General features: G+C 62.5%; 19 protein-coding genes. 1 reads left to right on the top strand and 18 read right to left on the bottom strand.

Features of this window, described 5'->3' with window-relative positions:
• Positions 1–12 precede the first annotated feature (12 nt).
• From NKH91_RS11940 to NKH91_RS11885, 12 genes are all read right to left on the bottom strand, one after another.
• A complete protein-coding gene (locus NKH91_RS11940) occupies positions 13–834 on the bottom strand; it encodes a carbohydrate ABC transporter permease (RefSeq protein ID WP_352483688.1) in 822 nt (273 codons plus the stop codon).
• Entirely contained in the window at positions 835–1,737 is a 903-nt protein-coding gene (locus NKH91_RS11935; protein ID WP_352494401.1) for a carbohydrate ABC transporter permease, read from the bottom strand.
• A gap of 35 nt (positions 1,738–1,772) precedes the next feature.
• On the bottom strand, positions 1,773–3,110 hold the full coding sequence (locus NKH91_RS11930; RefSeq protein ID WP_023716964.1) for an extracellular solute-binding protein: 1,338 nt from the start codon (positions 3,108–3,110) through the stop codon (positions 1,773–1,775).
• A 61-nt stretch (positions 3,111–3,171) separates the two neighbouring features.
• On the bottom strand, positions 3,172–3,831 hold the full coding sequence (locus tag NKH91_RS11925) for a GntR family transcriptional regulator (protein WP_023716963.1): 660 nt from the start codon (positions 3,829–3,831) through the stop codon (positions 3,172–3,174).
• Between the two features lie 39 nt (positions 3,832–3,870).
• A complete protein-coding gene (locus NKH91_RS11920; protein WP_023716962.1) occupies positions 3,871–4,755 on the bottom strand; it encodes a dihydrodipicolinate synthase family protein in 885 nt (294 codons plus the stop codon).
• A 202-nt stretch (positions 4,756–4,957) separates the two neighbouring features.
• Positions 4,958–6,754, bottom strand: a complete 1,797-nt coding sequence (locus NKH91_RS11915; RefSeq protein ID WP_352859165.1) for an ABC transporter ATP-binding protein — start codon at positions 6,752–6,754, stop codon at positions 4,958–4,960.
• A complete protein-coding gene (locus tag NKH91_RS11910; RefSeq protein WP_023716959.1) occupies positions 6,751–7,695 on the bottom strand; it encodes an acetamidase/formamidase family protein in 945 nt (314 codons plus the stop codon). The genes NKH91_RS11915 and NKH91_RS11910 overlap by 4 nt, the downstream gene beginning before the upstream one ends.
• A complete protein-coding gene (locus tag NKH91_RS11905; RefSeq protein WP_352589034.1) occupies positions 7,685–9,328 on the bottom strand; it encodes an ABC transporter substrate-binding protein in 1,644 nt (547 codons plus the stop codon). The genes NKH91_RS11910 and NKH91_RS11905 overlap by 11 nt, the downstream gene beginning before the upstream one ends.
• 32 nt (positions 9,329–9,360) lie before the next feature.
• On the bottom strand, positions 9,361–10,281 hold the full coding sequence (locus tag NKH91_RS11900; protein WP_352547582.1) for an ABC transporter permease: 921 nt from the start codon (positions 10,279–10,281) through the stop codon (positions 9,361–9,363).
• Positions 10,278–11,144, bottom strand: coding sequence for an ABC transporter permease (locus NKH91_RS11895; protein ID WP_352589251.1), 867 nt, complete (start codon positions 11,142–11,144; stop codon positions 10,278–10,280). The genes NKH91_RS11900 and NKH91_RS11895 overlap by 4 nt, the downstream gene beginning before the upstream one ends.
• A gap of 19 nt (positions 11,145–11,163) precedes the next feature.
• Entirely contained in the window at positions 11,164–11,766 is a 603-nt protein-coding gene (locus tag NKH91_RS11890; protein ID WP_023716955.1) for an ANTAR domain-containing response regulator, read from the bottom strand.
• Positions 11,763–12,890, bottom strand: coding sequence for a transporter substrate-binding protein (locus tag NKH91_RS11885; protein ID WP_023716954.1), 1,128 nt, complete (start codon positions 12,888–12,890; stop codon positions 11,763–11,765). Before NKH91_RS11885 ends, NKH91_RS11890 begins: the two co-directional genes overlap by 4 nt.
• Positions 12,891–13,407: 517 nt before the next feature.
• Between NKH91_RS11885 and NKH91_RS11880 the strand changes: the two genes are divergently transcribed.
• Positions 13,408–14,523, top strand: coding sequence for a hypothetical protein (locus NKH91_RS11880; RefSeq protein ID WP_352483695.1), 1,116 nt, complete (start codon positions 13,408–13,410; stop codon positions 14,521–14,523).
• 54 nt (positions 14,524–14,577) lie between these two features.
• Here the strand turns inward: NKH91_RS11880 and nadE are convergent, their stop codons facing one another.
• The 6 genes from nadE to smc form a co-directional block, all read right to left on the bottom strand.
• Positions 14,578–15,585 (bottom strand): NAD(+) synthase, encoded by a 1,008-nt coding sequence (gene nadE / locus NKH91_RS11875; protein WP_352483696.1) that lies wholly within the window; start codon positions 15,583–15,585, stop codon positions 14,578–14,580.
• Positions 15,582–17,129: a class I adenylate-forming enzyme family protein gene (locus NKH91_RS11870; RefSeq protein ID WP_352884922.1), complete on the bottom strand. Its 1,548-nt coding sequence runs from the start codon at positions 17,127–17,129 to the stop codon at positions 15,582–15,584. The genes nadE and NKH91_RS11870 overlap by 4 nt, the downstream gene beginning before the upstream one ends.
• Before the next feature lie 22 nt (positions 17,130–17,151).
• Positions 17,152–17,415 (bottom strand): acyl carrier protein, encoded by a 264-nt coding sequence (locus NKH91_RS11865; RefSeq protein ID WP_156948004.1) that lies wholly within the window; start codon positions 17,413–17,415, stop codon positions 17,152–17,154.
• A gap of 19 nt (positions 17,416–17,434) precedes the next feature.
• On the bottom strand, positions 17,435–19,372 hold the full coding sequence (gene asnB / locus NKH91_RS11860) for an asparagine synthase (glutamine-hydrolyzing) (RefSeq protein WP_352589032.1): 1,938 nt from the start codon (positions 19,370–19,372) through the stop codon (positions 17,435–17,437).
• A gap of 294 nt (positions 19,373–19,666) precedes the next feature.
• Positions 19,667–20,635, bottom strand: coding sequence for an NAD-dependent epimerase/dehydratase family protein (locus NKH91_RS11855; RefSeq protein ID WP_352884921.1), 969 nt, complete (start codon positions 20,633–20,635; stop codon positions 19,667–19,669).
• 109 nt (positions 20,636–20,744) lie between these two features.
• Entirely contained in the window at positions 20,745–24,203 is a 3,459-nt protein-coding gene (smc, locus tag NKH91_RS11850) for a chromosome segregation protein SMC (RefSeq protein ID WP_352884919.1), read from the bottom strand.
• Positions 24,204–24,210: the final 7 nt, after the last annotated feature.

Below are 24,210 nucleotides of genomic sequence, written 5' to 3'. Positions count from 1 at the left end.
TCCGGACGCGCCTCAGCCGCCCTTGACGGCGCCGGCGGTCAACCCCGCGACGATCTGCCTTTGCGCGAACATGGTCAGGATCAGCACCGGCAACGTCACCACCAGCGCCGCCGCGGCGAGCGGCCCCCAGCTGACCTGCTCGTAGGACAGCATGTTGTAGACGGCGACCGGCAATGTGCGCGTCTCCCGGCTGGCGAGCACCACGCCGAAGACGAAATTGTTCCACGAGAAGATCACGGACAGGATGAAGGCGACGACGATGCCCGGCTTGGCGATGGGCAGGGCAACCAGCCGGAAAACCTGCCAGGAGTTGGCGCCGTCGATGTTGGCCGCCTCTTCCAGTTCCATCGGCGTGGTCTCGAAATAGCCGATCATCACCCAGACCACGATCGGCACCGTCACCACCAGATGGATGATGATCTGCGGCCAGAGCGTGCCGAGGATCCCGATCCATTGGAACAGCAGAAACAGCGGGATGAGATAGGATAGCCCAGGCGTCATGCGGGCGATCATGATGACGACCGCCGACCGTTCAGCCTTGAGCCGTGCGATGCCATAGCCGGCCGGTACGCCGATCAGCAGCGCCAGCAAGGTCGCCGTGCCGGTCACCAGAACCGAGTTCCAGAGATAGAGCAGGAAATTGTTCTCCTCGAACACCTTTACATAGTTCGACCAGGCGAAACGTTCGGGGATCAGGATCGGCGGATAGGCACCGTTGTCGATTTCGAACTTCAGCGACAGCGAGATCATCCAGAGGAAGAACAGGATCGCCGGCGAGACGAAAACCAGGGCAGCGAAAAACAGACCGATCTGGTTGAGCAGCCGCGAACTCATCTATTTGCCCTCCGTATCGATCCACTGCGAGCGTTGACGCAGCATTAGGAGGACAAAAGACAGGGCCACGATGACAATGAAGAACACCACGGCCATGGCCGAGCCGTAGCCGATATCGTAGTAGGAGAAGGCGGTGTTGTAGAGATAGATGTTGATGGTTTCCGAGGCCGTGCCCGGCCCGCCCTGGGTCATCGCGTAGATGATGTCGAAGCTCTTCAGCGCATCGATGGTGCGGATGATGACCGCGATCATCAGGAACGGTGCGATCATCGGCAAAGTGAGATAGCGGAATTGCTGCCAGGCATTGGCGCCGTCGATCTCGGCGCTTTCGAAGGGCTCGCGCGGCACCGAAGCCAGCCCACCCAGCACAATCAGCATGACCAGCGGCGTCCACTGCCAGGTCTCGACCGCAACCAGCGACGGGATGACCGTGTTGGCATTGAATATCCATTCCTGAGCCGGGATGCCGACCAGCGACAGCAAGTAGTTGAGTACGCCGAGCTGAGGATGGAACATCATGGTCCAAACCAGTGCCACAGCAACGGGCGTCGCCATCATCGGCATGACGAAGACGCCGCGCAGCAGACCGCGCAGCGGAAACCTGGCGTCGAAGATCAGGGCGGCCACGGTGCCCAGGAGCATCGGCGCTGCAACCGAGAGGAAGGTGTAGGTCAACGTATGAACAAGGGATTCCCAGAAACGTGGGTCGCTTGCCAGGCGGAGGTAGTTTTCCATCCCGGCAAAGCTCCGCGACTGGCCGAGCGTCCAGCGGTTGACGCTCATCCACAGCGTGAAAGCCCAAGGAAAAACGATGACGGCGCCAACGACGACGAGTGCGGGGACAACGAAAGGCCAGTAGTTGGGAGCCAGCCGGATCGTCTGGCTCCCGTCGATAACCGGCATCGTCACCCCGGTCTGTTCTGGGGTGGTGGCCGACATCAGCCCTGCTCGCTCCTGTCGAGAACCGGCTGGAACTGCTCGGTGGCCTTCTTCAGCTCGGCGGCGGGATCGGCGCCGGCAATCATGTTGGTCAGCGCCACGCCATAGATGTCGCGGAATTCGGTGACGGGAATGATGACCGGCAGCGCCAGCCGGCTGATATTGCCTGAGCCGATCACGGCATCAAGCCAGCTTGCCGGCATAGTGACGCCTTCGCGCACCTTGGGATCCTCCAGCACGGATTTGCGGAACGGAACGCCGGCGCCGGCCTGCAACAGCCTCGCGCCCATGGCTGGCGATACCGCCCACTGGCAGAACAGATAGGCGGCCTCCTTCTTCTCGCTGGCGGCGGTAACGCCAATCCCGTCGCCAAAGGTGCCCGAGGCATGTGCCTTGGGACCCTTGGGCATGACGCCGTAGCCGACCTTGCCGACCACCCTCGATTTTTCCGGGTTTTCCATCGGCGGGGCAAAACCCACGCCGTCGAGCCACATGCCGATCTTGCCTTGCAGGAAGGCAGACTGTGCTTCGGCCCAATTGAACCCGGTGACGCCCGGAGGGGCGGACTTGGTCATCAATCTTTGATAGAGCGCGGCAGCCTCGATCGCCTCGGGAGCCTCGGTGCGCAGCTTGCCCTTGTCGTCGAGCGGCGTCATGTCGTAGCCGAGCATCAGCGATGTCCACACCGGCGTATTTGCGTTCTTGAGCCCGCGGGCGACGAAGCCGTATGTATTGGTCGACGGGTCGGTCAGCGCTTCGGCGGCGGCCACCAGTTGCTCGAAGGTCTCGGGGTATTTGAGGCCCTTGGCCTCGAACAGCTCCTTGTTCCAATAGAGTATCCAGTAGTCCACCGAGAAGGGTAGCGAGCGCAGCACGCCCTGGCCGTCCTTGGCAAACAGCATGCCGGCCTCGGCGAAGTCGCTTTCGACCAACCCCGGGTCGGTGAGCGACGGGTCGGCGAGGTAGCCGGCGATGTCAGCCAGCCAGCCACCTTTCTCGAACTGGCGCTTTTGCACGTGGTAGCTCAGATGCACGACGTCGAAGCTGGGCTTGCCCGAGCTCAATTCGATCACCGTCTTCTGGCGCTGCTGCTGCTCGGGCGTGGCCTCGGCATTGACCTTGATGCCGGTCAGTTCCTCGAACTCGGCGAGATATTTCAGGATGGTGTCGCTGCGCGGGCTTTTCACCAGATTGACGTCAAGCGTCGTCCCGGCAAAGCGTTTCCAGTCGACGCCTGCGGCAAAGCTAGGGCGGAGCCCCACAAGGCCGGCGGCGGTGAGCGCCGCGGTTCCGGCAAGGAGTTGCCTCCTGGTTGGGTTGAACAGATTGGACGACATTTCTTCCTCCCGGTTGCTGTCGTTGTGGATGCGCCGCGAACCGCGGCGCGGCTATATTTCCTCAGATCTGGAGCGCCAGCCGGCGCGCATTGTCGATATGCAGACTGATCGCTTCAACCGCCTTTTGCGAATTGCGGCTCTCCATGGCTTCGATGACCGCCAAATGTTCGCGCATCACCGGCACCACGCGACCGTCGATGCGGAAACGCTCCTGGTGGATCAGCCGGATTTTCACCGAGTTGACCAGATAGGCCTTGGCGATGATCTCGTTGCCCAGCGCATTGATAAAGGTATCGTGCATGGCCCAGTCGATGGTCTGGGCCTTGGCTTCCATTTCCGGCGTCGGCGCCTGCCCCAGAGCTTGAGCCAGCATCTCCTCGTGTTCGCGCCGCATGCGGGCAAGTTCGGCATCTGAAGCGCTGGCCGTGAATAGCGCCACCGCCTCGCGTTCCATGAATAGCCGAAACTGAAAGGCCTCGCGGATCAGATTGATGTCGATGTGCGCGATTTGCATGCCGCGCTGCGGGATGGTGGTCAGCAATCCCTCGGCCTCGAGACGCGGGACGATCTCGCGAATAGCGCCCAGCGGCAGCCCGGTGAAAGCGACCAGTTCGCGCTGTGACACGAACTGCCCCGGCCGCAGATCACGGGCCAGCAAATGCCGCGTGAAGCTGGCATAGGCTTTCTCCCGGAGAGTGATCGGTTCGCTGCCGTCTTCCACTTCAGCTCGCTTCCTTGTCGGCCAGCCCGGCCTTGTCGGTCAGGCCGCCTCTGTCGCAAACAGCCTGTCGTAGGCCGCGGCAAGCTGCCGCCGTCCTTGTGGGCCGATCGCCTCCAGGGGCGGGCGGACCGCCAGCCAGCGCTCGTCGCCGGTCGTGCGCGCGACCATGACCTTCACCGCCGGTGTGACCGGGTATTTGAGCAATTCGAGCACGAAGTCCTCGACGCGTGGGTCGTCGCGGCCGTCTTCGACCATTGCGAGGATTTCGCCGGTAACAAAATTAGCCATGCCGGAAATCGCACCCTGTCCGCCGCGGCGCACGCTTCTCGCCAGATGCCGTTCGTCGCCGATCAGGATCACCAGATCGCCATGCGCTTCAAGCAGCGCCTCACTGTAGCTCCAGTCCCCGCCGGAATCCTTCACCCCGGCCACCACAGCGGGAAAGGCGGCGCGCAACCGGCCGATCAGCCCAAGCGGGAGCGGCACCATGGTGACAGAGGGGATGTTATAGAGGAGCACATCACGCGCCAGCGGGCCGAGTGCGGCGAAGACGGCGGAAAACCATCCGAACAGCCCGTTCTCGCCGACATTCTTGAAGTAGCTCGGCGGAGCGAGCAGAATGTTGCGAACGCCGCGCTGCAAAGCGTGCCGAGCCTGATCGGCGGCATCTTCGATTGCATCGACCAGCACGCCGGCGACGAGCTGATGTGCCGGTATACCGGCCGCCAACATGGCTTCGGTGACGATCCGCCGCTCGTCGGTGCCCACCGAGGCTCCTTCCCCGGTGGTGCCGAACAGCGTCGCGCTGCTGCAGCCGGCGCCAAGGCAGGCTCGGGCGTGCGCGATCATCGGCGCGAGCGCTATCTGCCCCGACGGGTCGAAGGGTGTGGCTAAGGCAACCGAAAGACCAAAGCGGGAAGCCAATGCGATCTCCGTTGAAATCAATGTGCACGTAGCGTTAGCACGCTAACATGTCAGATGTAAACTGGCGATCTTGCCAACTCGGCATCGCCGATTGGCGCTGCCGCGGCAGCGCCATCACCGATCACATCCTGCCGCCCGAGCATCACATATGCTGCTGTCCCCGAGCGTCTGCGGATTGGCTGGACGAGGCGGCCTAAGCTGATCAAGTGGCGACGAGGTGGCCGTCGCCAACATCTTCAAGCTTGAGTTTCCGGGGCTCGTCACCGATGCGCCGCACAGCGCTTGGAATTTCGCTGTCCAAACGGGCGAACCGGGCGCGGCGCCGGCCTGGATCGGGAACCGGAACGGCTTCGATCAGCCGCTTTGTGTAAGGATGGCGCGGGTTGGAGAAGATCTGGTCGCGGGTGCCCATCTCGACGATCTGCCCCAGATACATTACCGCCACGCGATCGGAGATGTTCTCTACCACCGCCATGTCGTGCGAGATGAAGAGATATGCGACGCCGAATTCGCGCTGCAGTTCCTTCAGCAATCTTAACACGCGCGCCTGCACCGACACATCGAGAGCAGAGACGCTCTCGTCGGCAATGATCAGCTTTGGTCGCAGCGCCAGCGCCCGTGCAACGCAGATTCGCTGGCGCTGCCCGCCGGAGAATTCGTGGGGATAGCGCTCCATCTGGTCAGCGGAGAGGCCGACGCGTTCGAACAGTGCGGCGATCTGGGCGTGCCGTTGCTCTTTGTCGCCGAGGCCGTGGATCAGCAGAGGCTCGGCGACGAGATCGCCTACTCGCATGCGCGGGTCGAGGGACGCGAAGGGATCCTGAAAGATCATCTGCACATTGCGGCGTACAGCCTTGCGCTCCTTGCGGCTGAGCGCCGACAAGTCGTGGCTGCCGATTGAAATGCTGCCGGTGTAGGGCACCAGCCCGGCGATCGCCTTGGCCGTCGTCGACTTGCCGCAGCCCGATTCGCCGACCAGCGACAGCGTTTCGTGCGGCGCGATCGAGAAACTGACGCCCTCGACCGCGTGCACCCTGCGGTCAACGCGACCGAAGAAGCCGCCGCGCAGGTCGAAGCGGACGTGAAGATCGCTGACGGATACAAGCTCGGCCGGCATGTGGGCGGCGTCTTGTCGGTCTTCGGCCGGCCGTCCACCGCCGATGCGTGGCACGGCGGCCAGAAGCTCGCGCGTATAATCTGCCTGCGGGCGGGTGAAGATGTCGGTCGCGCTGCCCTGCTCGACCATCCGGCCATCGCGCATGATGATAACGCGGTCCGCCATCTCGGCGACGACACCCATGTCGTGCGTGATCAGGATAACGCTGGTGCCGTGCTCGCGCTGCAGGTCACGCAGCAACTCCAGCACCTCGCCCTGAACGGTGACGTCGAGGGCGGTCGTCGGTTCATCGGCGATCAGCACATCCGGGTTCAGGGCCAGAGCCATGGCAATCATCACACGCTGGCGCATGCCGCCTGAGAGTTCGTGCGGATAGTGCTCGAGCCGCCGTTCGGCATCCGGAATTCGGACTGCCTTCAGCGCCTCGAGCGCCCTCAGCCGCGAGTTGGAGCGCGACAGCGAGGCGTGTGCCTCGATCGCCTCCGTGAGCTGCCGGCCGATGGAAAGAACCGGATTGAGCGATGTCATCGGTTCCTGAAAGATCATGGCAATGCGGTCGCCGCGGATGCGGCGCATACCACTCTCGCTAAGAGCCGCGAGATCCTGATCGCCGAGCCGGATGGAGCCTGATCTGATGCGTGCCGCCGGCTGCGGCAGCAAGCCCATGATGGCCAGCGCCGTCATCGACTTGCCGGAACCGGACTCGCCGGCGATGCAAAGCGTTTCGCCGCGCATCAGGTCGAATGTCAGGTCGGAAACGACGTCGCGGTCGCCCTCTTCGCCGCGCACGGCGACGCTCAGACCTGAGACGCTGAGTACCGGCCTGACAGAGCCACTCTCCGCGGCGCCCTGCCCGGATCGTTTGATGTCCTCCACCTTCATTCAAAGACGCAGCGGGGGAAGTAGAAAGAAACCACCCAGTTGGGCATGTCGACGATCTCGCTGATGCGCAGGTCGCCGCAAACCGACACGAGCATATAGGCGTCTACCGGATCCATGCGGTAGCGGCCGGAGAGCAGGTCGATCATCTGCGAGACGGCGCTCCTGGCGCCGTCCATCAGATCCGGCCCGATACCGGTTGTCACCTCATAGCCCTTGGCGTCGAGATGTCGCGACACCGGACCGGGCGTCGTGAAACGCGGCGTCCGCAGCCGGGCATCCTTGACCAGATCGAGCGTCAGCACGGCGTCCATGGGGCTCTCGATCGCCGTGCCGCAGACCTCGCCGTCGCCTTGCGCGGCGTGCGTGTCACCGACCGAGAACAACGCTCCCGCGACCTCTACGGGCAGGTAGAGCACCGTGCCGGCAGCGAGATCACGGATGTCCATATTGCCGCCCACGCGCCGCGGCGGGACCACCGAATGCAGACCCGGCTCAGCCGGGGCATTGCCGATGGTGCCGGCGAAGGGCTTGAGCGGCACCCGGCCGCTCTTGCCGAACAGCGCGGGTTCGAGCGAGGCGGCGTCGTACTTCCAGATATTCAGTGCCGGTTGAGTGAAGTCATCCGCCAACAGACCGAATCCCGGGATATTCGCTGTCCAACCGAAGCCGGACGGCTTGAACGCCTCGATGGTGATTTTCAGGGCATCGCCCGGCTCTGCCCCGTCGACATAGATTGGCCCAGTGACCGGGTTCACCTTGGCAAAATCGAGCAAAGCAACGTCGTCAACGGTGCTCTCCATCGTCAGCTGCCCGCCGGACGAGTCCAGGCACTGGAACTCGATCGTCGACCCTGGCGCCACCCGTTCGGCCGGGACAAAGGAATTGTCCCAGCCGAAATGATGGTGGCGCCCGTGGATGGTGTAGTCGCAGTTATTGCACATCGGTCACATACACATTGTCGTAGTTGATCGGGATGTGGACCGGGTCGACATAGAGGTTGTCCGCGCCACCCATGCGGGTTGATTTCATGGTGAAACGCTGCTCGTTGAACACCGGTGCCCAAGGCGCGTCTTCCATGATCTTGCCGTAGATCTCGCTCCACATCTTGGCGCGTTCGCCAGCCTTGGCCGGGTCGACGATGGAGTCGGCTTCGGCCGCCTTGGCGTCGAGCTCCTTGTTGCAATACCACGACCAGTTCCAGCCGCCCGGGACGGCACCAGCGCAGCCAAGGATCGGGCCGTAGAAGTTCGACGGATCGGGGAAGTCGGCGATCCAGGCCATGCCGCCGGACCAGATCATCGGCGCACCGGCCTTGTCGCCGCCGGCGGCGATGACGTTGGCCTGGGCGAGCGACTGGATGCTGGCCTTAATGCCGACCGCCGCCAGATCCTGCTGGATGGCCTGCGCGATACGCGGGTTGGGATCGGTATTCATGGCAAACAGCTGCGTGTCAAAACCACCGGGATGCCCCGCCTCGGCAAGCAAGGCCTTGGCCTTGGCTACGTCATAGGAATAGCCCTTGAATTCTTTGTCGTAGCCAGGCATCGACGGCGGCAATGGCTGATTGGCCGGCACCGCACGGTTGTTGATCAGTTGGACGATGCGGTCCTTGTTGATCGCCATGTTGACCGCCTGCCGCACCTTCACATTGTCGAACGGCGCCATGGTGGTATTCATGGTGATATAGCCGGTGTGCAACTGGCCGCCCTCGACGACACGGGCCTTCTGCTCGGGATCGGCCATCACCTCCTGGAATTTCGCCGGCGGAATGCCGTCGCCGGGAACGTCGATCTCGCCTTTCTGGAGCCGCAGCAGCGCCACGATCGGCTCCTGACCGATCTCAAAGGTGATCTTGTCGAGATGCGGCAGGCCCTTGTGCCAGTAATCCGGGTTACGCTCGAAGACCACGCGCTGGCCGAGCGTCCATTCCGCGAGCTTGAAGGCGCCGGTGCCGACCGGATGTTTGCCGAAGTCCGCGCCGTATTTTTCGACCTCTTCCTTCGGCACGACATGCGAGAAGTTGATCGCCATGACATGCAGGAAGGTGGCGTCGGGCCGGGTCAGCTCGAACTTGATCGTGTAGGGATCGACGACGGTTATGCCGGCCAGGCTTTCCGCCTTGCCGGCAGCGACATCGTCATAGCCTTTGATCGACCCGAAGAAGCCGGCACCAGGGCTCTGTGTCTTTGGATTGGTGACCCGGTCGAGCGAATATTTCACGTCGTCGGCGGTCATCTCACGGCCATTGTGGAACTTCACTCCTTGGCGCAGCTTGAAGGTGAAGGTCTTGCCGTCGGGCGCAATCTCGTAGCTCTCGGCAAGGTCGGGCCGCAGGTTGGTGGTGCCCGGCTCGTAGTCCATCAGCCCGTCGAACAGGCTCTTGATCATCGACCAGTTCTGCCAGTCATAGCCGATGGCCGGATCGAGCGTAGCGACGTCGTCCTTGTAGGTAATGGTGATCGCGCCGCCCTGCTTGGCATTCGGATCGACGGCGTCTTCGGCGCGTACGCTCGTCATGCCAAGCACCAGCGCAAGCGCCGATGCCGCCACGGTCGATATCAGATATTTTCTCATGTCATGTTCCCTTTCTCTGGTGTTCTTGGTTTTCATCTGAGCTTGATGCGTGGATCGATGAACGGTGCGACAGTGTCGGCCAGGAGATTGCCGAGCACGATGGCAAAGGCCGAAACCAGGGTGACCCCCATGATGATCGGAATGTCGATGCGCTGAATGGCCTGCCAGGCTAGCTGGCCGATGCCTGGCCAGCCGAACACGCTTTCGACAACCACGATGCCGCCCATGAAGATGCCGATGTCGATGCCGATCATGGCAATGACCGGCAGGATGGCGTTGGGCAGCGCGTGCCGGAAGATAATGGCGCTGCGTGCAAGACCCTTGGCACGCGCGGTACGCACGTAATCCTGGCGCAGCACGTCGATCATCGACGAGCGCATCATGCGGGCGTACCAGCCTGCGCCGAGAATTCCCATGGTCAGCGACGGCAGCACCAGATGGCGCCAAGTGCCGTAACCGCCGATCGGGAACCAACCGAGCCGCACCGCGAACACATAAAGCAGCAGCAGGCCGACAACGAATTGCGGCGCCGAGACGCCGACGAAGGAGGCGACCATCAGCGACTGGTCGGTGGCGGTGCCGCGCTTGACGGCGGCGATGAGGCCCATCGTAAGCCCGATCACGACTTCGCAAGTAATGGCGCCGACCATCAGCAGCAGGCTTGCCGGCAGCCGCGAGACGATCAGCTCCGTGACCTCCGAGCGCTGAATGTAGGAGCGCCCCAGATCGCCGCTGAGCAGGCTGATCAGATAGTGCCAATACTGGACGACAAAGGGCTGGTCGAGGCCGAGCTGCCGGCGGATGTTCTCGACCGTCTCGGGCGTGGCGCTGCGGCCGGCGATCTGGCGGACGGGATCGGCGGGCAGCAGATAAAGCAGCGCAAAGGTGATCAGAGAGACGCCGAGCAAGATGAGCACGGACTGGACAACGCGGCGGCCGAGATAGGCGATCATCTTCGCCCCCTTTGCGTCGGATCGAGAATGTCGCGCAACGCATCGCCGACTAGGTTAAAGGCTAGCGCTAGCGCCAGGATCGCCGCACCCGGAAAGAAAACCAGCCAGGGCGCTGCCTGAAAATAGGTTTGGTTTTCGAAGATGATGTTGCCCCAGGAAGCAGTCGGCGGTTGCACGCCGATGCCGAGATAGCTGAGCGTCGCTTCCAGAAGCACCGTGGTCGAGATGCCGAGCGTGCCCCAGACGATGATCGTCGGCAAAAGGTGCGGCAGGATATGACGAAACAGGATGCGTGGAGCGCTTGCGCCGATGGTGCGCTCAGCATCGATGAACTCGCGCTCGGAGAGCGAACTTGTCTCGGTGTAGATGACGCGGGCGGTCTGCACCCAGTTCACCAATGCGATCACCATAGCGACGATCCACAGGCTCGGCTGGAGCACCGCCGCCAGGCAGATGGCGAGCAGCAGCGCCGGGAAAGCCATCATCAAATCGGTGAAGCGCATAAGCGCGCTGCCGATCCAGCCGCGGAAATAGCCGGCCGTGATGCCGACCAGCGTGCCGATCAGAAGCGCCACGCCATTGGCGACGATGCCGATGATCAGCGACGTGCGCGCGCCGAAGAGAAGACGGGTCAGCAGGTCGCGGCCAAGCAGGTCGGTGCCTAGCCAGAATTGGGCTCCCGGCGGCAGTGGCGCGCCTTCAAGCGTGAGCCCGTCAAACATCTGCTCGTTCGGATCGTAGCCTGTCAGCCACGGTGCAAGAATGGCGCCGGCCAAGACAAGGGCAATAATCCCGAGGCCGAGCAATGCGAGAGGCCGTTTTAGCAGACGTCGCCAGACGCCGGCGCGAGGCTTGGCTGGCATACGCCCCGCGGCTGAAAGCTCAGGCGCGATCGGATTGGTCATCGTCGCCTTCTTCTTGTGTCATCGCCACGATCCTGCGCGCGGCGTCCTCGACGCTGATTTGCCAGCTCATCGCCAGCGAGCGAAGCTGCGCATAGGCACGGCCGTCCTCGGCGCCCTTCGACAAGACCTCCACCGCGCGTACGATGGTCTGGCGCTCCGCGACCCGCTGACGAAGCGAGGCGATCTCGCTGGCCAGAAGCTTGCGCGCCTCGAAACTCTGCCTTGCGATCAAAAGCGCGCTATAGACGCCGGCGTTGCCGACCGGTTTCAGCAATTGGGCATCGGCCTTGTGCGACAGTGCCCATTCGACACGCCCCGGCGCCTCGGAGCCGATCAGCGCTATCAGCGGCATCGGTGCCTCGCCCGGCTTCCACGGAAATTGCTCGTCAAAGCCGAGGTCTACGTCGAAGAAAACGAAGTCCGCCGCCAAGGCTTCGGCCGGCAGTTCCGGCCAGAAGCCAATCGCCTCAAGGCCGATGGCCGACAATTGCCTTGTGATCGCCTGCACGGTCGGATGTGGACGATGCAGGACAAAAGCCCTGGCGCCTCCAAGGTTCGGGATACGCGCCATCTTGCTCACGACACCACCCGCAGGCGTGGCCGCCCGAACGTCTCCGTCCGGTCATAGCGGGAAAGGTAGGGATCGGGTGCCACGCCCTTCGTCAGCGTGACCGTTTTGAACGATGTCCCATCGATACGTCCGATCTGCACCGGCAAGGTAGCGTGCTGGGTTTGCGGATCGATGGCGATGTCGCCCAGCGGTGTTCGAAATGATGTTCCGGCAAAGACCTTGGGCAGGTCCGTCCATTGTGCACCGGGGTTGCGGGTGAGGATCTCGGCGAGCGTGCGCACCGAGGCATAAGCCGCCGCCTCGAAGGATGAGGCAGGCATGACGGAAGACACTGAAGCCGCTCCGCGATCCGCCCCCGAGGTGTCGTGAAAATAGGGCCCAACGGAAAGATGACCATCCCCTGCCCCGTTGAGCGCCGGCAATTCGCATTCCGTGAGATTGCAGGACAAGATCGGGCAACGCTCCGGCCTGAAATGCGGGTCGCGCCGGCCAAGCTCGGCATAGGCGGCGATAAACGCATAGGAAGAAGGGCCGATGAGATTGTTCAGAATGAAATCAGGTCTCGTCGCCTGTACCTCCGCGATCAGCCTCGCAACATCGACCTCGCCAAGCGGCAGATAGCGTTCGCCCAGCACCTTGCCGCCGGCGTCCGCAATCAGGTCGCGCGCCACACGGTTGGTCTCCCAACCCCAGATGTAGTTGGAACCGAGCAGGAAGCCGTCGGCGCCGAAACGAGGCACGACATAGGCAAGTAGCGGTACCAGATGCTGATTGGGGCAGGCGTGGGTGTAGACGACATGCTCATTGGCTTCGAAGCCCTCGTACGGGCAGGCATACCACAGCGTGCCGCCTGCCCTTTCCAGGATTGGAATGACCTCCTTGCGGCTCCACGAGGTGACGCAGCCAATGATGTGACGCGCGCCGCTGTTGGCGAGAATGTCCGCGCAGCCGCTTGCATACCGATCGATGTTGCCCTGCGGGTCGCGCTCGACCGGGATGAATTCGAAGGGGACAACGGGATCGGCGTTGACGTCGGCGATGGCGTTCATCGCGCCCGCACGGCAGGATTCGGACACCAGCCGGTAGTTGCCGGACCGCGAATAGAGAATGCCGATCTCGATATGCCGTTTCAAGCAAAGCCTCAAAATGACAATGCCCCGCAGCCACCGCCGCAAGGCGAGGCATACGAGGCATTCTTGCCGCCCGGCGGCCAGAGCCGGTATTTGTCTCACCGTATTACGCCCGCGCCCCCAGTCAAGAGCCGCCACACGAAACTTTGGCCAGCCGAAACGGTTCGACGCGGAGCACGCAACTCATGCCGCTGGTCGTGTAGAGTCCGCCGGGAACCAAAATTACTGATGTCCAGGTATGAGGCCGGACAACCTGGTTCGCTACCATTCAAAGCAACGACTTTAATATCGGTTTACCTGAATCTGCTAGCAGCAATGACGCCGGTTTTCGTCGGTCAAGCAAAGGGTCCACCTTGCCGCAGCAATTCAGCACTCCGTTCAGTCACCGGGGCGACCGCAACTGGTCGAGGTTGCACGGCTTCATGGGCGTCGAGTTGGAACTCGCGTCCGATGTTCTCGTGCCTCGTGTCGCCTTGGCCCGGAAGCTCGGCGGACGGGACTTCGGTGCCGGGAGCCGGGCTTGAGCATCATTCGCGCCTTGCAAGGCGCCGACCTCCCGGCAGTCGCGGACATGTTTCAGCGCGTGCTGCTGAAGGAAGGGACGAAAGCGCCGGCCTCTCTCGTCGAATACATGAGACGGTTTTATCTGGATGCGCCCGGTTGCGGCGGCGACCTCCGGTCGCTTGTCCATGTCAACGACGCCGGTCGCGTCTCCGGATTTGTCGGTGTCCACGTGCTGCCGATGACGTTCAACGGCCGACAACTACGCGCCGCCATCTGTAGCTCGCTCATGGTCGAGGACCATGAGCACGATCCGCTGGCCGGCGCCCGCTTGCTGAAAGCATACCTTGATGGTCCGCAGGACATCTCCTTCAGCGAGACGGCCAACGATATCTCCGTGAAATTGTGGACCCGGCTGCGCGGCGCGGTCCTGCCGCAATACAGCCTTGACTGGGTCCGCGTGATGCGCCCCGCGGCCTTCATGCTCAGCCTTTCCGCCAATCGCCTGACGCTTGCCCGAATGCTCAATCCGTTGGCGCGTGCCGTCGACCGATTTTATTGCAGGAGGATGACGCCCAGCGAACGACGCTGGTCAGGTGTGGCGGTGGAAGGGGCAGGCCACGGAGCATTTCGGATATCCGAAATCGACAGCCACACATTTGCCAAGCTCATCGAGCCGTTTACCGCTCAATTCGCCCTGCGCCCGGATTGGACGGAAGGCCAACTCGACCACATCCTGACCGATGCGGCACAGAAGCCGGATTTAGGCGAGCTTGTCTTCGGTTGCGTGACATCGCCAGTCGGCAACAATGTCGGCGCTTTCGCCTATTACGCACGGAAGTATCAAATTGGTCGCGTGCTGCAGATCCTCGCCCTCCCCGGCCAGGCGGGCTCGGTGATAGACTGCCTTATCGATCATGCCGCCGCGCGCGGCGTCAGCGGCCTGCGCGGACGTGTTCAACCTGCACTTCTGGAGGCGATGCTTGGACGACGCATCGCTTTCCTGACCGTTGCCTCAACGGTGGTGCATTCACGTGATCCAGAGCTGTTGGACGCCATGAAGAACTCGCAAGTCTTCCTGAACGGTCTTGCGGGCGAGCAGTGGAGCCGGCTGATCGGGAGCCGTTTCAGCTAGAGTCGGGACACGTTCAAATCGAACCGTCCATCCGTGGCCCGGTTTCGAGGCGGTTCAGGTGCCGATTTCCTCGACTTCATCAACGAGTTGCGGACGCTGGTGCAGATAACGCGTCGCCTTGCGTTTGGCGATGATATCGGCCCAGACGCGTTCCACTTGTGAGGCGGCCAACCCCGCCGCCTGCCCCACCAGCTCAGCCGCCACGCCGTTGTTGAGGCCGTAAAGGCAAATATCCATACGGTCATAAGGAAGCGAGAAGTAGAACTCCTCCTGGGTCTGCGCCAGCGAGTAGGTATCGGTGGTCGGCGGCCGGTTCCGGATTTCCTCCGGAACACCGAGATGGGCCGCCAGCGCATAGACCTGCGTTTTATAGAGGTGCGCGATCGGCTTGACGTCCGCTGCGCCGTCACCGTTCTTCACGAAGAAACCCTGATCGTATTCCAGCCGGTTCGGCGTTCCAAGGACGGCGAAGTTCAAGCGGTCGGCGTGATAGTATTCGATCTGCTTGCGGGTGCGCTGTTTCATGTTGGTGGCGGCGACGATACCAAGATAGACAGGCAACGGCATTCTCAGTTTCGTCTGCTTGCCTTCCGGATCCTGCACCACCAGGGATGAGATATTGTAGCCCTTGCCCTCGAGGGCGTTCGCGATCACGATCTTCGAGGCCCAGCCTTCGGCGTATTCCGGGACCAATTCGCGGATAAAGGCGTCGCGACGCTGGTAGCAGCCCATCGCGCTCAGGGTCGGCCCGATATCCTCTACGATAGCCTCGACGCCAAAAGTTTCGGCGACGAGGCGGCCGAGCCGCAGACTTTCGGGATCGGAATCGCTTTCCGGCATGAACAGGCAAAGCACATTCCGCGGTCCGACGGCTCGCGCGGCCAACGCGACCGACACGCTCGAATCGATCCCGCCCGAAAGACCGAGCACAAGGCCCCGCTTGCGAAACCCGCGCAACTGCTGACGCAAAGCCGTTACGACACGGTCCGTTTCGGCGGCCAGGTCGATCGCCAGAGCCTGCGCCAGAAAGGTCCGCGCGTCCTTGGCGGGGCGAACATTCATTGAGCGGCCTCCATGGTTTCTGCCGCAAGCCGACGACTGACCTTGCCGGTATCGGTCTTCGGCAGTTCCCGGCGGAACTCGATGACCCTGGGGACCATAAAGTCCTCAAGGTGGCGTGCACAATGACGAATGATATCCTTTTCGCTAAGCGCCGGGTCGGACCGTACGATGAGTGCACCGATCGCATGCCCGAGCACGGGATCCGGCACACCGACAACCACTGCTTCCGCGATGCCCGGATGCGCGTGAAGCACGGCTTCCACTTCCTTGGGCGCGACTTTCTCCCCCCGCGACTTTATGATGTCGTCCTTGCGGCCGACGAAATAAAGAAAGCCTTCCTCATCGGCCCGGAACAGATCGCCGGTGTAGAGAACCATCTCCCAAGGATTCGGACCTGGGCGAAGGGCTTGTGCCGTCGCAGCTTCGTTTCGCCAATAACCCTGCATGACGTGCGGCCCGCGAATGACCAACTCACCTGCTACGCCCGGCGGCACTCGTTGCCCGTAGTCGTCGACGACAAAGGCCTCGGTGTTCGGAATGGCTATCCCGACCGACCCCGGCCGGTGGTCGAGTTCCTCGGGTGGCAGATAGGTGCAGCGCTTGCATTCCGTCAGGCCATACATCGAATAGAGCCTGACATCGGGGAAAAGAAACCGCAGGCGTTCTATGTGAGCCGGCGGCAAGGCAGCCGCCGTGTTGGAAATATAGCGAAGGCTGGGCAGGAAGCCCGGCGCCAGGTCACGCATCTGCAGGATCATCGCTGCCATCGTGGGCACGAGCGGAAGACCGGTGACGCCTTCCTGGCGGATACGTTCAAAGACCGCCTGGGGAAAAGCGAAGGACTTCTCGAGCACGAGCGTGGCGCCGAGCCTGACAGCCATCAGCAACTGATAGAGCCCGTAGTCGAAAGCCAGGGGCAGAACATTCAAGATGATGTCGTCCGGCGAATTGCGCAGATAGGTGGTGATTGAGTCGGCCGCCGCGTCGCAATTGCGGTGCGTCATCATCACGCCCTTGGGCCGGCCGGTCGAGCCCGAGGTGTAGATCAACATCGCAAGATCGACGTCAATGCCGCGGTGGTCAATCTCCCTGGCTTGGAACGTCAAGCAATCCGCCAGGGATGTGGCGCCTGCCGGGCATTGGTTATCCGCACCAAGGGTGGAAGCCACGAAGATGCCGGTCTTGCCGGAGGATCCGGACGCCTCGGCGACCAAGGGCATCAGTTTTGCTTGCGTAAGGATCGCAGCTGCGTCGCAATCGGCGATGATGTAGGCAAGCTTTTCGGCCTTGGTAGATACGTTGATCGGACTGAAAGTCGCGCCTGCCTTAAGAACTGCGAAAATCGAAACCGCAGCCTCCCAGCAATTGTCCATGAAGATCAGGACGCGGTCGTCGCGCCTGACGCCATTCGTGAAAAGGGCGGCGGCCAGGCGGCTTGAGAGATCGTCCAGCTCTTCGTAACACAGCCTTTTGTGCTCGGTGATCAATGCCGTTTTGGCTGGATGGGCAGCGGCCTTGGCAGCCAGAAAATGTTCGATCCGCACGGACGCTCCTCGCCAATTGCGCCTACGCTGCCAGCGCTTCTGCTTTCGCCTTGATGAAGGCGGAGATACGGTCAATCGAATCCAGATTGGCCGGTACGATGTCGGTATCGACCATCGCGATGCCGAAATCATCCTCAATGAAAGCTACGAGTTCCAGCACGGCCGTCGAGTCGATGATGTCGTTCTCGATCAGTGATGCCGTGTCTGCAAGCTCGTAGGACGAGTCGCCGAACAGGAAGTTGTCGACGATAAAGGTTTTGACCTTGTCCTTGATTGTTACCATGATGTTTTCTTCCCTCGATTTCTCAGGCCGCTCGTGCTGTACCGACCTTTTGGCCGGTGAAAATCTTCTGCCACAGTTGGGTCGACAAAATGCCGACGAAGGCAGCATTGTCGCGGAACCCGGACGCTGGCTGCAAGCGGCATTTCTCGTGCAGGTTCGCCACCGCCTTGGCGTTGAATAGTCCTCCGGCGGCGATGCTCGCCTCGCTGAGCGAGTCGCGCACGTAGTCCAGTTCTCCGGCTCCAACGAAGGAGCGGGCTTCCGGCGCCCGGTAAGGCTGTTTGGTGCGCTCCCCGATGGCCGTCGGGAGCAAGTGCTTGGCAACTTTGCGCAGTATGTGTTTTTCCACCAGTCCCTTCAGCTTCATTTCCGGCGGAAGTCTTGCTGCAAACTCCACCAAACGATGATCGAGGAAGGGGAAACGCCCTTCAATACCGTGCGCCATGGCCATCCGGTCGCCCTGGCTCGAGAGGATGTAGCCCGGCAGGAGAAAGCGGGTTTCGAGATATTGCCCCTGATGCAGCGGATGCCACCGGGAAAACGCCTCAGGCAACCGGCTGGCCAGTTCCTCGGCTGCGTCATAGCCCTTCAATGTCGCGCGCAGGTCACCGGAAAAGAACATCTTCGCCGCTGATGTGGTCTTGAAACGCGGCCGATGCGAGAATAGGGGATCGTCCAGGGCAGCGCTGCCGGTGCCGAAGAACGCAGCCAGGTACTCCACGGACTGCTGTTGCAGCCCCGGCAGATAGGGATAAAGCTTGCGGAACAGCTGTGGCCTGATGCGCGATGCCGGCTGTCGTCCGCAGAAACGGCGAACCCGCGCTTCCTTGAAGACATCATAGCCGGCAAAGACCTCGTCGGCGCCTTCGCCTGTCAGCACCACTTTCAAACCGGCCTGGCGAACGAGGCCGGACAGTTGATAGAGGGGGGCGGGGGCGGTACGGATGATCGGCCGTTCGGCAAAGCGGATGACTTCGGGAAACACACCGGCGATATCGCCCGCACGGCAGGCGATGGTTCGATGATAGGTGCCAAGCGCCAACGCCATTTCGGTCTGGAAGGCGCTTTCGTCATGCTCGGCGCTGTCGAACGTCACGGAAAATGTCTGCAGCTTAAGAGGAGTCATGCCGGCCGCGATTGCCGAAACGAGGGATGAATCGAGCCCGCCCGAAAGGTAAGAACCGACCGGAACGTCGGCGCGCATGCGAAGCCTCACCGCGTCGGTCAAAAGGGCCTGCAGTTCTTCGGCCGCATCGTCCTCATTGCTGATTTTTGATGGCGCGTCGAGATACGGGTAGTCTAGGTGCCAATATGGTTTGACCGTGACTTGCCCCTGTGTCGCGATCATCACGCTTCCCGGCTCCAGCTCGTGGATGTTGCGGAAAGCCGTGCGTGGAGCGATCGGCGCCCACAGCGTAAAGATCTGGTCGAGTGCGATCGGATCGATTTCGGCCGAGACGCCGGGCACCTTCAGCAGGGCTTTTATCTCCGACGCAAAGTAGAGCACCCCGTCCCTGCTGGTGTAGAACAGCGGCCGAACACCCATGCGGTCTCTTGCAAGCACCATCCGCCGACGCCGATTATCCCATATCGCGAAGGCGAAATCACCGTTCAGGAGCGACAGGCAGTCTTCGCCCATCTCGTCATACAGCTGCAGGAGAACTTCTGTGTCGCTCGACGTGCGGAAGCGTCGGCCCTTGGCCAGCAGTCCTTCGCGCAATTCCACGTAATTGAAAATCTCGCCGTTGAACGCAATCGTCAAATTGCCGGTCTCGTCGGACATCGGTTGCTGGCCATCACCAATCCCGATCACCGACAGCCGCGCATGCCCAAGTCCAGCTTCGGGCGCTACGAATTTCCCTCGTTCATCCGGCCCGCGATGGGCGATCGCAGACGTCATGCGCGCAAGCAAAGCTTCCGCATCCCGGACTGAACCGAAATAGCCCCCGAATCCGCACATCTACACAGCTCATACTGAACAGCAAGCCACAGAACATAGCGTTCATAAGCGCCTCAAAGGTTAATCGGATACTTTTCAGCGAGCATGTGGTTAACAGGATGTTAGGACAGTATGATGCTTTTTGCAGTCCGACTTGTACCCACTCCAGGTCACGCTTGACGGTGAGCTACTGTCGCACGAGCACCATGGGCCAGGTTCTTCAAAGCTTCGCGCCGGATCAGTTGCGGATTTGGGCCGAATGCCAGTGATATCGGTTCGCATCGAGATAGGAGATGTCACAGCGAGCGGTGCAAATTACTGCTTCGAGTACGGCCGGTACCAATCGACAAACTTCTTCAGCCCGTCCTCTATCGAAACGCTAGGCCTAAAGCCGAAATCCCGCTCCAGCGCGGTCATGTCAGCATAAGTCTTCTCGACGTCGCTCGCCTGCATCGGCTCGTTGTGGCGGATTGCCTTGACCCCGAGCAGCCTTTCCAGAATGTCGATGAAGTCGCCCAGCCGCACCGGCCGGTTGTTGCCGACATTGTAAAGCCTGTTCGGCGGAACGTCCGTGGGGGGCTTGTCGAGCACAGCGACAACCGCCTTCACAACATCGTCTATGTAGGTGAAATCGCGCCACATTTCGCCATTGTTGAAGACCCGGATCGGATTGTCCTCGAGCATCGCCTTGCTGAACATCCAATAGGCCATGTCGGGGCGGCCCCAGGGACCATAGACCGTGAAAAACCGCAGGCCGGTCTGCGGTATGCCGAACAGATGGGCGTAGGTGTGGCTCATCAGTTCATCGGTTTTCTTGGTGGCGGCGTAAAGCGAGACGGGCTTGTCGACCTGATCGGCCTCGCTGAACGGCACGCTGCGGTTGCCACCATAGACCGAGCTCGACGAGGCATAGACCAGATGCTCGAATGCCGGTTCGGCGCGACAGAATTCGAGCACTTCGAGGTGGCCCATGACATTGGAACGGATATAGAGCCGTGGATTGTCGAGTGAGTGACGCACGCCGGCCTGCGCGGCGAGATGCACGATTCTGACGATGCCTTTCCCCGCCAAAGCGGCCGCAAGCGCGCCCTGTTCGGCAATATCGATCTGGTGGAACGAAAAATCCTTACGGGGCAAAAGGCGGGCAAGCCGCCCCTTTTTGAGCGCCAGGTCGTAATAGTCGTTCATGTTGTCGACGCCGACGACCGCTTCTCCCCGGTTGAGCAGATGGTGGCAAACATGACTGCCAATGAACCCCGCGGCTCCGGTGATAAGTATAGGCAACAAGCTTCTCCACGCGCACAGCCGGGCGGGTATCTGGAGAGGCAGATCCAGCCCATTTCGTCGTGCTATAGTCGAAAGCCGAGGTGGAGACCACCACTAAGCTGATGCTTCAGCTTGCCTCGCGCATGGCTTCGGCAGCCTGCAGGTCGACCGACACCAGTTGGCTAACGCCTTGCTCGGCCATGGTTACCCCGAACAGCCGGTCCATGCGCGCCATGGTGATCGGGTTGTGTGTGATGATGACGAAGCGCGTTTCGGTGGTTGCGGCCATTTCGTCCATCAGATTGCAGAAGCGTTCGACATTGTGGTCGTCGAGCGGGGCGTCGACTTCGTCGAGCACGCAGATCGGCGCCGGGTTGGTCAGGAACACGGCGAAGATCAGCGACATCGCCGTCAATGCCTGCTCACCGCCGGACAGCAGCGTCATCGTCTGCGGTTTCTTGCCGGGCGGGCGCGCCAGGATCTCGAGCCCGGCTTCGAGCGGATCGTCGGACTCGATCAGTTGCAGCTCGGCGGTGCCGCCGCCGAACAAATGCGAAAACAGCCGCTGAAAATGGCCGTTGACCACCTCGAAGGCGGCGAGCAGCCGCTCGCGGCCTTCGCGGTTCAGGCTGTGGATCGCCTGCCGCAGCTTGCGGATCGCCTCGATGATGTCGTCGCGCTCGGAGACGATGGTCTCCAGCCGGTCCGATAGTTCCTTCTGCTCTTCCTCGGCGCGCAAATTGACGGCGCCCAACCGTTCGCGCTCAACCTTCAGCCGGTCGAGCTGACGCTCGATCTCGGCCATTTCGGGCATCGGGCTGTCGGGTTCGAGGCCAGTGTGGCGGATCACCAGATGCGGCGGCGTGTTCAGCGTTTCCTGGATGCGCGCCTCGACTTCCAGCCGACGCTCGTCGGCGGCGGTCAGCCGCTCTTCGGCGCGAACACGCGTTTCGCGCGCTTCGGCGAGCGACTGAATGGCAGCGGTCGCAGCCTTGTCCAGCTCGGACTGCCGGTTCTCCGCTTCCTGCAAGCGGTCACCTGCAGCTTTTCGCAGGCTTTCGGCCTCGGCGAGTTGCGACAGCAGGGCGCGCCGTTTGCCGTCGATCTCGTCGGGTGCGTCGGCCAGTTGCTCGCGCTCGGCCTCAGCCTCTGCCTTGCGTTCGCCGAGTGCCGCGATCTGCGTCGAGGCGTTTTCGGCGCGCTCCACCCAATTGCGCCGTTCCGCGCCGATCGCGTCGAGCCGGCGCGCACGTGCCTCGGCTTCTCGCCTCAGGCCCTCGTGAACGGCACGCGCATCGGCAAGGGCGGCGCGGTCGCGGGCGACGTTGGCCGCCGACTGCTCGAGCTGCAGTTGCAGATCGCCGAGATCGGGAGCGTCTTGCAGCAGCATTTCCGCCTCGACGAATGCCGCCGCCGTCTCCTCATGGCTGTCGACGATACGCGCGCGCGCCTCGTCAAGTGCTGCACGCCGGCTCGACAGTTCGCCGCCGGCTTTTTCGGCCTCAGCCAGCGTATTGCGGGCAGCATCCAGCCCATGCTGGGCGTCGCGCCCGGCCTGTCGGGCATTGCGTTCGGCCTCGCTCGCCTGGGCAAGCGCCTGTTCGGCCTGCGCAAGCGCCTGTTCGGCTTCGCGCAGGATGCGCGTGGCATGAACCGCTTCGGCATCGAGTTCGGCCAGCCGGTTTTTCTGCGCCAGCCGCTGCGCGGCGGCGGTCGGCGCATCGGCGCTGGCGGTGAAGCCATCCCAACGCCAGAGCGCGCCTTCGCGGCTGACCAATCGTTGACCGGGAGCAAGCAGCGTCTGCAACTTTCTTCCGTCGGCGGCATCGACAATGCCGATCTGGGCCAGCCGGCGGGCCAGTTGCGCCGGCGCGCGCACCACGCTAGCGAGGCTCTTTATGCGTTCCGGCAAAGCGACATCGCCGGGCTGGATTTCGCTCTGGCCCCAATGCACAGGCGCGCTACGATCAAGCGGCACGTCGAGATCTTCGCCAAGCGCGGCACCCAGCGCCGTCTCGTAGCCACGCTCGACGCTGATCTGCTCCAGCACCGAGGGAAACAAATCGCCGCTCGCGGCGTTCAGGATCTTGGCGAGCGTGCGGGCCTCGGTTTCGATCCGCGCCAGTTCGGCCTTTGCGTCCTGAACCGGTGGGCGGGCGGCACTTTCGCTTGCGCGTGCCTCGGCGACCGCCTGTTCCGTGGCAATCGCGGCTCGTTCGGCCCCTTCGAGCAGCGCCTGCGCCTGTTCGACCAGCAGCCGCTTCTCGGCGGGGTCGGGCAGGCCGGCGACCCTGGAGACGATCTCCGACAGTTCGCGGTCGACATCAGCAAGCTGGCGGGCAAAGCGGTCGCGGCGCTCAGCGGTATCGCGCAGCGTCCGTTCAATCTGGTTGCGCGAGGCGGCCGCCTCCGCCCGTTCGGCGGTCAGCGAGGCCAGCTTGGCCTCGCTCGAAGCAAGCGTCGATGCCGCCTGCTCGAAAGCCGCGCGGGTGCTGGCCTCGCGCTCGGCGGCGCCGGCGTTTTCGACATTGAGCGCGGCTTCTTCGGCGGCGAGGCGTTCGAGGATATCCGCATTGTCGCGGACCATGCGCTCCTCGCGGGCAAGGTCGCCATCGAGCTGTTGCAGTCGGCGGTCGAGCTCAGCCTGGCGGGCGCGGATGCGGCCTGCCTCTTCCTCGATCTGTGCCTTGGCGATCGACAGACGCTGGAAGGCGGCGGCGGCGGCGGCTTCCGCATCGCGCAGGTCCGGCAGCCGGTGGGCGTTGATACCTTGTTCCCTTGCGGCAGCCATCTGGGCGGCAGCACGGTCGCCGACCAGCGCGGTGGCAATCGCCAGCGCCGAACGCGCTTCGCCTTCCTGCGTCTTGGCCAGCGTCCAACGCAGATGCAGCAGCTTCGCTTCGGCCTTGCGGATGTCGGCCGACAGGTTCTTGAAGCGCGAGGCCTGGCGGGCCTGGCGTTTCAGGCTTTCGATCTGGCTTTCCAGCTCGCCGACGACGTCATCCAGCCGTTCGAGGTTCTGTTCGGCCGCCTTCAGCCGCAGCTCGGCTTCGTGGCGCCGTGTGTGCAGGCCGGAAATGCCGGCCGCCTCTTCCAGCAGTGCGCGGCGCGCCTGCGGCTTTGCCTGGATCAGCTCGCCGATGCGGCCCTGGCCAACCATCGAGGGCGAGCGGGCGCCGGTCGACTGGTCGGCGAACAGCAGCTGGACATCCTTGGCACGGGCTTCCTTGCCATTGATGCGGTAGAGCGAGCCGGCCTCGCGCTCGATGCGGCGCGAGACCTGCAACTCATCGGCGTCGTTGAAGGCAGACGGCGCAGTCCGGTCGCTATTGTCGAGGAACAGCGTGACTTCGGCGGTGTTGCGGGCCGGACGCGCTCCCGAGCCGGAAAAGATGACGTCGTCCATGCCGGACGCACGCATGTTCTTGTAAGAGCTTTCGCCCATAACCCAGCGTAGCGCCTCGACCAGGTTCGACTTGCCGCAGCCGTTCGGCCCGACGATGCCGGTCAGGCCGCGTTCGATGACGAACTCGCCGGGTTCGACGAAGGATTTGAAGCCGAGGAGGCGAAGGCGCGAGAACTTCATTCGCGCC

Origin of the sequence: Mesorhizobium sp. M0894 (assembly GCF_040319725.1) — a bacterium.
Classification (GTDB): Bacteria; Pseudomonadota; Alphaproteobacteria; order Rhizobiales; family Rhizobiaceae; genus Mesorhizobium.
This window is presented reverse-complemented; position numbering and strand designations above follow the sequence as displayed.